Here is an 8,884-nt window from a genome sequence, read left to right as displayed (position 1 = left end):
CAACTATGGTGTCAATTTGGTGGTGCGCTCCAGTTGGACGGATGATCCTGGTACTCGCGTTATTGCACCATCGCGGCCGCCGCGTCCCGTGGAAAACCTTGAATTGGGCAAGCCCGTGGATGGTGTAGCCCTTGACACAGATCAGGCAAAGGTGGCACTGCTGCGGGTGGCCGATCGCCCCGGTGTTGCGGCGCAGCTTTTTGGTGAACTGGCACGGCAAAACCTGGATGTGGATTTGATTATCCAATCTATCCATGAAGGGCAAACGAATGATATTGCCTTTACAGTGCAAAGGCGGGTTCTGAAGCAAGCCGAAGCCATTGCCCTGGCCTTTTATCCCCGCCTGAGTTCCCGGGTTGAAGAGACGGATGTGCTCGTGGATGCCGATATTGCCAAGGTGAGTATTACCGGCGCCGGCATGATTGGCCGACCGGGGGTGGCAGCTCAGATGTTCTCAGCCTTGGCGGCAGCGGGTATTAATCTGCAAATGATTTCCACCTCTGAAGTGAATGTCAGTTGTACAGTGGCCGCAGCGGATGCCGGTCGAGCCATTGCCGTCCTCTCCCAAACCTTTGATGTGGAAGCTGCCACCACTGTCCCTCAAGAGACTCCCGCTGCCCCACCGGTGCGGGGCGTTGCCCTTGATCCGAAGCAGGCGCGGATTGCCATTCGGGATGTGCCCGATCGCCCTGGCATGGCGGCAGCCATTTTCCAGACCCTTGCGGATGCGGCCATTAGTGTCGATATGATTATCCAATCCCAGCGATCGCGCTCCCTGGGGGGTGTGATGACCCGCGACATTGCCTTTACGGTCGCCTCTGCCGATGCCGAAAGAGCCACGGAACTGCTCAGAGAAGTTCAGGCCCAATTGGGCTACGGTGACATCCTCGTCGACACCGCGATCGCCAAAGTGAGCATTGTCGGTGTGGGGATGATCCACCGGCCGGGGATTGCTGCCCAAATGTTTGCTGCCCTTGCCCGTGAAAACATCAACATTCAAATGATTGCCACCTCAGAAATTCGCGTCAGTTGTGTCGTAGCAGAATCAGAGGGGGTGCGGGCGCTGCGGGCAGTGCATACGGCCTTTGGGCTGGATGGGGAGACACCTGTCGTCATTCCCGATGTCGGTCAATAGGCCGCCCTACTGGCAAATTGCCCTTGTGCTCGGCGGGGGGGTGTTGGCGGTTTCTATGGCTGCTGTGCTGGTGCGCTGGGGTATGACTGGTTTACCTACCCATTCCCTAAGGACAACCGTAGGGTTGAGCATTTTCCTTGCCAGTGGTCGCCTGAGTTTGGCCGCCCTCTTTTTGACCCCGCAACTGTACGCTTGGCCATGGCTGGACCTGACTCGGCAAAATCTGCGTTGGGCGGTGGCTGCGGGGATTGCTCTTGCGGCACACTTTAGCCTTTGGTTCACTTCGCTGCACTACACATCGGTGGCGGCCTCGACGATGCTGGTGACGACCACCCCGATCTGGTCGGCGCTCGTGGGGTACCTTTGGCAGCGACAAACCCTTAAATTCCGTGCTTGGGTAGGCCTGGCGATCGCCCTTGGTGGCAGTGCCCTAATTGGCACGGGAGAACTGACGAGTGCTGTGGCAAGGAATCCCCTACTGGGAAATGGGCTAGCGATCGCTGCGGCCTGGGCGGTCAGTGCCTACTTTATTTGTGGTCAGGCTGCCCAAAAGGCCGGTCTGTCGATTCACCACTACGCCCTTGTTGCCTATGCCACTGCTGCGGTGGGGCTCCTACCCCTGCCGCCTCTCCTGGGCCTTGCCTACACAGGTTGGCCGCTAAAGCTCTATGGCGCTATTGTCCTACTGGCGTTGATTCCCCAGTTGGTGGGGCACACCAGTCTCAATTGGTGCCTGCGTTGGCTGTCCCCCACATGGGTAACCCTTCTAGTGTTGGCAGAACCAATTGCTGCGAGTCTCTTTGCTTTGCTGCTGTTTGGTGAAGTGCCGACAACGGCAGTGATCATGGGGGGCACTCTTGTGCTGGCGGGTTTAAGCGTGGCACTGTGGCCAAGTCCTTAGGGTGGTTTTGGCGATCGCCGCCGCTGTTTGAGGGTATCCAAGGCATCCCCCAAGGCGGCAATTAACCCCTCACGGGTGCGGGCATGATTTTGCCGTTCCTCCTCTAGGGCACGTCGCAGCCGTTGATTTTCCAAGAGAGCTTCAATCAGTTGAACCTGAAGTTGGGCAACGGAGGTTTCACTGCGCACGCGGGCTTCAATCTGTGCCCGTTCATCTGCCCATTCTGGGGCTGCGGGATCCACAGGCGGCGGGGGTGGTTCAGGAATCAGTGACGGCAGCTCATTAGCTCGCGCCTGTGCCCGCTGTAGTTGCTCTTGCAGACGTTGAAGCTGTTCCTGAAAATCTGCCACAGTGGGTAAGGCACAGTTAGGAATCCTAGGGCTATTTTGATACGAGTATCCTCAGAAAACAAGGGTCAAGATATACAAGATATAGTCGTGAGTGGTGAGGCGCTCCAAGGATGGTGGCACTGGGCTCAGGCGATCATTCCCGCTTCTGAGCGCGAGAGTGGCCTGCGGGAGTTAAAACAATTTCTCAGTGCCTTTACAGTGCTGAGTCCCCTTGAAATCACACTGCGCCGATTCCCGCCCCAGATTCATCTGAAACTTCCCCTTGCAGAACTCCAAGAGCGCTGGCAACGCCGCTGGCAAGAGCGAGTCCCCCTGCAATATCTGATTGGTGTGGCTCACTGGCACGATCTCGAATTAGTCGTTACCCCCAGCGTGCTGATTCCTCGGCCAGAAACCGAGGAGTTACTTGAAGTAGTCGCGGCAACGGTACCCCCTTGGCAACAGCAGGGGCATTGGCTGGATTTGGGTACGGGGAGTGGCGCGATCGCCATTGGGTTGGCGCGGTTCTTTCCGACAGCGCTGATTCATGCCGTGGATTGTAGCCCTGAGGCCCTAGAGGTCGCGCAAGTTAATATTCAAAAGTACGCTTTGGGCGATCGCGTGCGGTGCTACGTCGGGAATTGGTTTGACCCCATTGTGCCACTGCAAGGGCAAGTGCAGGGGATTGTCAGTAATCCCCCCTATATTCCCACTAGCCTAGTGGCCACCCTCCAACCGGAGGTGCAGTACCATGAACCTTTCCTTGCCCTCGATGGCGGTACTGATGGCTTGCAGGCCATTCGTCAGATTCTTGAGACGGCGCCAGAGTATTTGCAACCCCAAGGCTGGCTCTTTATTGAATTGATGGCCACCCAAGGGGAAGCAGTGGCAGCGTTGGCAATGGCCACCCAAGCCTATGAACGGGTGGAAATCCTTCGAGATCTTAGTGGCCACGATCGCTTTTTGCTTGCTCAAACACCTTAGCCGCGATCCCAACGCCAGAGGGCAACCATTAGGGCAACCACGCCGATTTGTAATGCCAGATTCCACACCCAGTCATCACCTGCGGTGCCCGCCAATCCCTTGAGGCCAAGGATAAAGGCACCCATGAGGCCGGAGGCAGCAAAAACGGCATAGAAAACACGCCGTAGTCCCCGATAGGGCGCTGCTGCCTCGGCTCGCAGGCGATCGCGCAGGGTTGACTGAGTCACTTCAACCTGTTGCTTGGGTTCCTGAGCAGCCATTTGATTTTTCCGTCACCTGAAAATATTCTACGTCCCTAATAATAGGGAACGGTGTGCATCAATGAGGGTCTAAGGCCGTAGGCCCAAAAAGACGTGAGGAGTTTAATATGCATTGGCAGCGAATCAGTCTGGCACTCTCGATCGCCTTGGGTACCACCGTTGCAGTTCCCCAACTCAGTCAACCCTCCCAAAATACAAGTGCAGGGACACTCCGCTGGAGCGATGCTTCATTTCCTGTGGAAAATTTCCAAGGCTATACCTCTCCCTTCGGCTACCGGCGATCGCCCACAGGGGAAACCACAACCGAATTTCACAATGGCCTTGATTTTGCGGCACCCCAAGGCAGCTATATCCGCAATTGGTGGACCGGGCAGGTAATTGAAGTTTCCGATCACACTGCCTGTGGCACACTGGTACGGATTCAATCGGGGGCTTGGGAACACGTTTACTGCCACATGATGGGGCAGGTTGAGCAGACCCCCCAAGGACGAGCCATCGTCGATCGCGCGGGTGGCATTTTAATCCTAGAGGGGCAACGAGTACCTACGGGGGCACGTATTGGTCGAGTGGGCATGACGGGGCGCACCACCGGGCCCCACCTTCACTGGACGCTCCGCTACCGAGGGCAATTGGTCAATCCTGCCGTGGTTCTACAGGCCATGTATGGTAGCCAAGCTCAGCGGTAACCCTAAGCAGAGAATTGTTTTGGTTTGCGCTAGTAACACCGATGAAACTTGAAAGCTTTTTCTTGCCCATCATTTGCACATTTCAATTATCCATGGCACCGAAGCGATCAATCACTCGGCCAAAATAGTGCACCTATGGAGTTATCCAGTACTCAAAACGCGACTCTGCAGATTGTCCCTGAAGAATTCAACGTAAATAACGTAAAATTGTGTAACTTTGACGGGACTGACGGGGCTCGAACCCGCAACTTCCGCCGTGACAGGGCGGTGCTCTAACCGATTGAACTACAGTCCCAATTTTTGAGCGATTTTTAGCGTATCAGGAAAATCATGGACTTGTCAACTGGTTGCATTTCCCCTGCAGGGCGATCGCCCTCTATCATTTCTTGTTGCCTTTGGGGAGAACGTTGCCGGTTGACTGATAAACTTGGTAAGCTCCTGAAAATTGATTTGAATTGATTTGAAAAATGATCGCCTATCTTTTGGGAGTACGTCTGTGAAGGTCGTTGTCGTTGGTAGTGGTGGTCGGGAGCACGCGATCGCTTGGAAATTACTCGATTCTCATCGCGTGACACAGGTTTACTGTTTACCAGGGAATGGGGGCACAGCCTGCTTAGAGCGGTGTGAAAATGTTGCCATTGAAGCCACCGACCTCACAGGCATTAGTGAATTTGCCAAAGAGAATAACGCTGATCTAGTCGTCGTTGGCCCAGAGGTACCCCTTGCAGCCGGTTTAGGCGATCGCCTACAGGCGCTCAAGATTCCGGTCTTTGGCCCTGGCCAAGCAGGGGCACAAATTGAAGCCAGTAAAGCCTGGGCAAAGGCGCTCATGGAGGCGGCTCAGATTCCTACGGCCCAGGCAGCAGTGTTTGACAATTATGGGGCGGCCTCCCGTTATGTTCAAGCCAAAGGGGCCCCCATTGTTATTAAGGCCGATGGTTTAGCAGCGGGTAAAGGAGTGACGGTAGCAGCTACAGAAGCAGAGGCGATCGCGGCCCTCGAGCGAATTTTTGGGGGCGAATTTGGTGTTGCTGGTCAAAAGGTGGTCATTGAATCAGTGCTGGAGGGGCAAGAGGTCTCCGTACTCGCCGTTACAGATGGCAAAACAATTCTGCCGCTGCTGCCTGCCCAAGACCATAAGCGCATTGGCGAAGGGGATACCGGTCCGAATACCGGGGGAATGGGAGTCTATGCCCCTGTACCTTGGGTAACACCAGAGCTAATGCGACGGATTCAAAGGACAATTCTCGAACCGGCCCTTGGGGCTTTACAGGATCGCGGCATCCACTACTGTGGGGTGCTCTATGCGGGTCTGATGGTGACGCCCGCAGGGGATCCCTACGTGGTGGAGTTTAACTGTCGCTTTGGTGATCCCGAAACCCAAGTGGTGCTGCCCCTTTTGGAAACCCCCTTGATTGATGTGATCCTAGCCTGTGTTGAGGGACGCTTAGCCAGTTTGGGAACCTTGCAATGGCGCAATGAAGTGGCGCTATGCGTTGTCATGGCAGCAGGAGGTTATCCGGGCAGTTACCGCAAAGGGGATGTGATTCAGGGGATTCCAGAAGCAATGGCCCAGGGAGTTCTGGTCTTCCATGCGGGTACCCGTTGGCAGGAGGGGCAGTGGTACACCAATGGTGGGCGGGTTCTCAACATCACTGCTTTGGCCCCTGACTTTGCCACGGCGCAAGCCAAGGCCTACGGGGCGGTCAATGTTATTGAATTTGCCGACTGCTACTATCGTCGTGACATTGGCTACCGTATTCTAGAATCATCGGCCCACAGAGGTGAATACCGTCCATGACCCTTCTCACTTCCAAAACTGACCCATTGCGCTGCTTAACCGGCGCGTTAATTGCTGGTACCCTTGGGATTCTCCTCTATCGGCTCACAGGGGCGATCGCCTACCTCCTTGCTACCCATGCCGTCAGTCCTCACAATCAACTGGTTTATAGCTTGGCAGTTGCCGTGCGCACCCTCGTGGTCGGTTTGTGTACCCTGGCAACGGGTGTCTTTAGCATTATTGCGCTGGGGCTAGTGGCCCTGACGCTGCAACTCCTTTGGGAACGCTGGATACAACGGGAGCAAGCTTAACTGTTGCTGATTTTGCCATCCTCAATTTTGGTGATGCGATCAGCAATAGCTGTAATACGGGGATCATGGGTAACAATCAATACCGTGCAGTCGTTTTGCTTGGCCAGCTTGTCGAGAATCTTGATCACCTGTTGGCCATTTTGGGAATCAAGGGAGGCTGTGGGTTCATCGGCAAAAATGATCTTTGGCTCACCGGCCAAGGCACGGGCAATGGCAACCCGTTGTTTTTGTCCTCCGGAGAGGTTGGCGGGCACAAAGTCGCAGCGATCGCCCAAGCCAACTGCCTCGAGAAGCGCTGCTGCCTGTTCCTTCGCTTTTTTGCCTTTAATGCCCTTAAGATTGAGGGCAATTTCAACATTTTCCAGTGCGGTCAAGGCAGGGAAAAGATTAAAACTCTGAAAGATAAAGCCAATATTTTGCAGGCGGAATTTTGCCAGTGCGACCTTGGACAGTTGGGTTATCTCTTGGCCTAAGACAACCACTTGACCACTGGTGGGGGCAAGAATGCCGGCCAAAATCGAGAGCAGAGTGGTTTTCCCCGACCCCGAAGGTCCCATCAGCAGATGGATATGACCGGCTTCGATTTGTAGATTGATTCCCTGCAAAACAGGGGTCTCCTGATGACCAGAACGATAAACCTTGGTTAGATTGGTGGTGGCGATCGCCAGCCTAGTCGTGATCACAGCGGCAAGTCTCATCAGTCATTGATTGGGCGAATTAGCCACTGGTGGCACTAGCAAAGCGGATTTTCAGGTAGTCCGCCTCCATTTTCGCGCCCACCGGTTGCAGCGCTGCCAATCCTTGGGGGAGCACCATATTACGACGATGGTTGCCAATGCGAATATTCAACTCATCCGCCGTCTTGTTCAGTTCAATTTTTTCCTTGGGGACCCCCGGTAGATACAGTTCAAGACTGTACTGGCCATCGCTGGGCACCACCCGAATTGTTTGCTCGTGGTAATAAACCTGAGCTGGATCCTCATCGCCATAGAGGGTCTCCTTCAGGCGATGCAGTGCTGCTAAACCACAGAGTTCCTCAGCAAACAAGGGGACTTCCTTGACGGGCAGGGGGCGAAAATTGTCGTGAATCTCTTGGCGATACCGTTGCTGGGTTTCTTTCCAGCGGGTAAAGAAGGGATCATGCACGGTCTCCGGCAAAATGCGGTTGGCCACCACTAAATCCGTGGCCACATTGTAGAGGCTGAGATAGGCATGGGCACGAAGGGATTCCTTGATCACCATCTTTTCTGGATTGGTTACCAAGCGCACGGAGGTTTGCGTGTTGTCGGTGAGAACTTTTTCAAGGGCTTCAATCTGCTCATAAAATTCATAGGGTGCATCCATGACCTCTTGATCGGGCAAAGAGAACCCTACCAAGGGCTTGAAAATTGGCTCCACAATGGGTCGCAAGGCCACGGACATCCGCTGTAAGGGTTTGTAGAAGCGGCGCATATACCAGCCGCTCACCTCGGGCAGGCTCAACAGCCGCAGTGCCGTGCCTGTGGGGGCAGAGTCAATAATGAGGACATCGTATTGACCTTCGTCGTAGTGGCGCTTCATACGCACAAGGGCAAAAATTTCATCCATCCCCGGCAAGATGGCCAATTCCTCCGCCTGAACCCCTTCTAACCCCCGCGCCTGCAAGACTTGGGTAATGTAGCGCTTGACGGCTCCCCAGTTGTCCTCCAGTTCCATGAGGGCATCTAGTTCGGCACCCCAGAGATTTTCGGCAACGGGCACTGGCACATGCCCCAGTTCCATGTCAAAACTATCGGCAAGGGAGTGGGCGGGATCGGTACTCAGCACCAAGGTTTTGTAGCCCAACTCGGCACAGCGTAGCCCCGTTGCTGCCGCCACTGAGGTTTTACCAACGCCACCTTTGCCAGTCATTAAAATTACGCGCATGGGAAGGCTCTGCCCTAAACACAGTTGCTTAAAATATCTTAACTCTTGAGCTTATCCTTGGGGGGCGATCGCTCGCCATCAATGGAAATAAAATCATTAAGGAAAATAAATAAATACAACTACCTATTTAGTTTTATTAACAATCATTTAGAACCCTCCCCGATCTCCCGGGGCGAATATTAACTTAATGCTTAAGCCCTTGCAGTTTATGACTGTTTTCAAGGGTTTGTAAATCAAATATATTTGGACTTATCACGACTATGACCACAACTCTCCAACGTCGCGAAAGCGCGAATTTGTGGGAGCGGTTTTGTAACTGGGTGACCAGCACCGATAACCGCCTCTATGTGGGCTGGTTTGGTGTGATCATGATCCCCACCCTATTGGCCGCAACCATCTGCTTTGTAATTGCCTTCATCGCTGCTCCCCCTGTAGACATCGATGGCATCCGTGAGCCTGTTTCTGGTTCTTTGCTCTATGGCAACAACATCATCACCGGTGCCGTTGTCCCCTCTAGCAACGCCATTGGCTTGCACTTCTACCCCATTTGGGAAGCTGCCTCCCTCGATGAGTGGCTCTACAACGGTGGCCCT

10 protein-coding genes, 1 tRNA gene and 1 pseudogene are annotated in these 8,884 nt (G+C 54.4%); 7 read left to right on the top strand and 5 right to left on the bottom strand.

Annotation, left to right across the window (positions count from 1 at the left end; translation table 11 throughout):
- A partial coding sequence (locus H8Q75_RS09065; RefSeq protein WP_297041217.1) for an ACT domain-containing protein occupies nt 1–1,135 on the top strand: 1,135 nt, incomplete at its 5' end.
- On the top strand, nt 1,122–2,036 hold the full coding sequence (locus H8Q75_RS09060; RefSeq protein WP_024124873.1) for a DMT family transporter: 915 nt from the start codon (nt 1,122–1,124) through the stop codon (nt 2,034–2,036). The genes H8Q75_RS09065 and H8Q75_RS09060, both read left to right, overlap by 14 nt.
- On the opposite strand, the gene H8Q75_RS09055 is transcribed toward H8Q75_RS09060, so the two are convergent.
- On the bottom strand, nt 2,033–2,386 hold the full coding sequence (locus H8Q75_RS09055; protein WP_024124874.1) for a hypothetical protein: 354 nt from the start codon (nt 2,384–2,386) through the stop codon (nt 2,033–2,035). The genes H8Q75_RS09060 and H8Q75_RS09055 overlap by 4 nt on opposite strands.
- An 87-nt stretch (nt 2,387–2,473) precedes the next feature.
- Here H8Q75_RS09055 and prmC point away from each other — a divergent pair, with 87 nt between their 5' ends.
- Nucleotides 2,474–3,349 carry a peptide chain release factor N(5)-glutamine methyltransferase gene (prmC, locus tag H8Q75_RS09050; RefSeq protein ID WP_024124875.1) on the top strand — a complete coding sequence of 292 codons (876 nt, stop codon included), beginning with the start codon at nt 2,474–2,476 and terminating at the stop codon, nt 3,347–3,349.
- Here prmC and H8Q75_RS09045 read toward each other — a convergent pair.
- On the bottom strand, nt 3,346–3,609 hold the full coding sequence (locus H8Q75_RS09045; protein ID WP_024124876.1) for a DUF3493 domain-containing protein: 264 nt from the start codon (nt 3,607–3,609) through the stop codon (nt 3,346–3,348). The two genes, prmC and H8Q75_RS09045, sit on opposite strands and share 4 nt — an antisense overlap.
- Nucleotides 3,610–3,716: 107 nt before the next feature.
- Between H8Q75_RS09045 and H8Q75_RS09040 the strand changes: the two genes are divergently transcribed.
- Nucleotides 3,717–4,295 (top strand): M23 family metallopeptidase, encoded by a 579-nt coding sequence (locus H8Q75_RS09040; RefSeq protein ID WP_024124877.1) that lies wholly within the window; start codon nt 3,717–3,719, stop codon nt 4,293–4,295.
- 221 nt (nt 4,296–4,516) lie between these two features.
- Here H8Q75_RS09040 and H8Q75_RS09035 read toward each other — a convergent pair.
- Nucleotides 4,517–4,590: transfer RNA gene (locus H8Q75_RS09035), tRNA-Asp, on the bottom strand.
- Between the two features lie 201 nt (nt 4,591–4,791).
- Here H8Q75_RS09035 and purD point away from each other — a divergent pair.
- Entirely contained in the window at nt 4,792–6,096 is a 1,305-nt protein-coding gene (gene purD, locus H8Q75_RS09030; RefSeq protein ID WP_297041213.1) for a phosphoribosylamine--glycine ligase, read from the top strand.
- Entirely contained in the window at nt 6,093–6,386 is a 294-nt protein-coding gene (locus H8Q75_RS09025) for a DUF3082 domain-containing protein (RefSeq protein ID WP_024124879.1), read from the top strand. The genes purD and H8Q75_RS09025 overlap by 4 nt, the downstream gene beginning before the upstream one ends.
- Here H8Q75_RS09025 and H8Q75_RS09020 read toward each other — a convergent pair.
- Both H8Q75_RS09020 and H8Q75_RS09015 read right to left on the bottom strand, forming a co-directional pair.
- Entirely contained in the window at nt 6,383–7,084 is a 702-nt protein-coding gene (locus H8Q75_RS09020; RefSeq protein ID WP_024124880.1) for an ABC transporter ATP-binding protein, read from the bottom strand. The two genes, H8Q75_RS09025 and H8Q75_RS09020, sit on opposite strands and share 4 nt — an antisense overlap.
- Before the next feature lie 19 nt (nt 7,085–7,103).
- Complete coding sequence (locus tag H8Q75_RS09015) at nt 7,104–8,291, bottom strand: TRC40/GET3/ArsA family transport-energizing ATPase (protein WP_024124881.1); 1,188 nt, start codon at nt 8,289–8,291, stop codon at nt 7,104–7,106.
- A 260-nt stretch (nt 8,292–8,551) separates the two neighbouring features.
- Between H8Q75_RS09015 and H8Q75_RS09010 the strand changes: the two are divergent.
- Nucleotides 8,552–8,884: pseudogene (locus tag H8Q75_RS09010) on the top strand (photosystem II q(b) protein); the annotation flags it as partial.

The organism is Thermosynechococcus sp. OHK43 (assembly GCF_014466085.1).
In the GTDB taxonomy this organism is placed as follows: domain Bacteria; phylum Cyanobacteriota; class Cyanobacteriia; order Thermosynechococcales; family Thermosynechococcaceae; genus Thermosynechococcus.
Note: the sequence above shows the minus strand (reverse complement) of the source record. Positions and strands in the feature narration are given on the sequence as shown.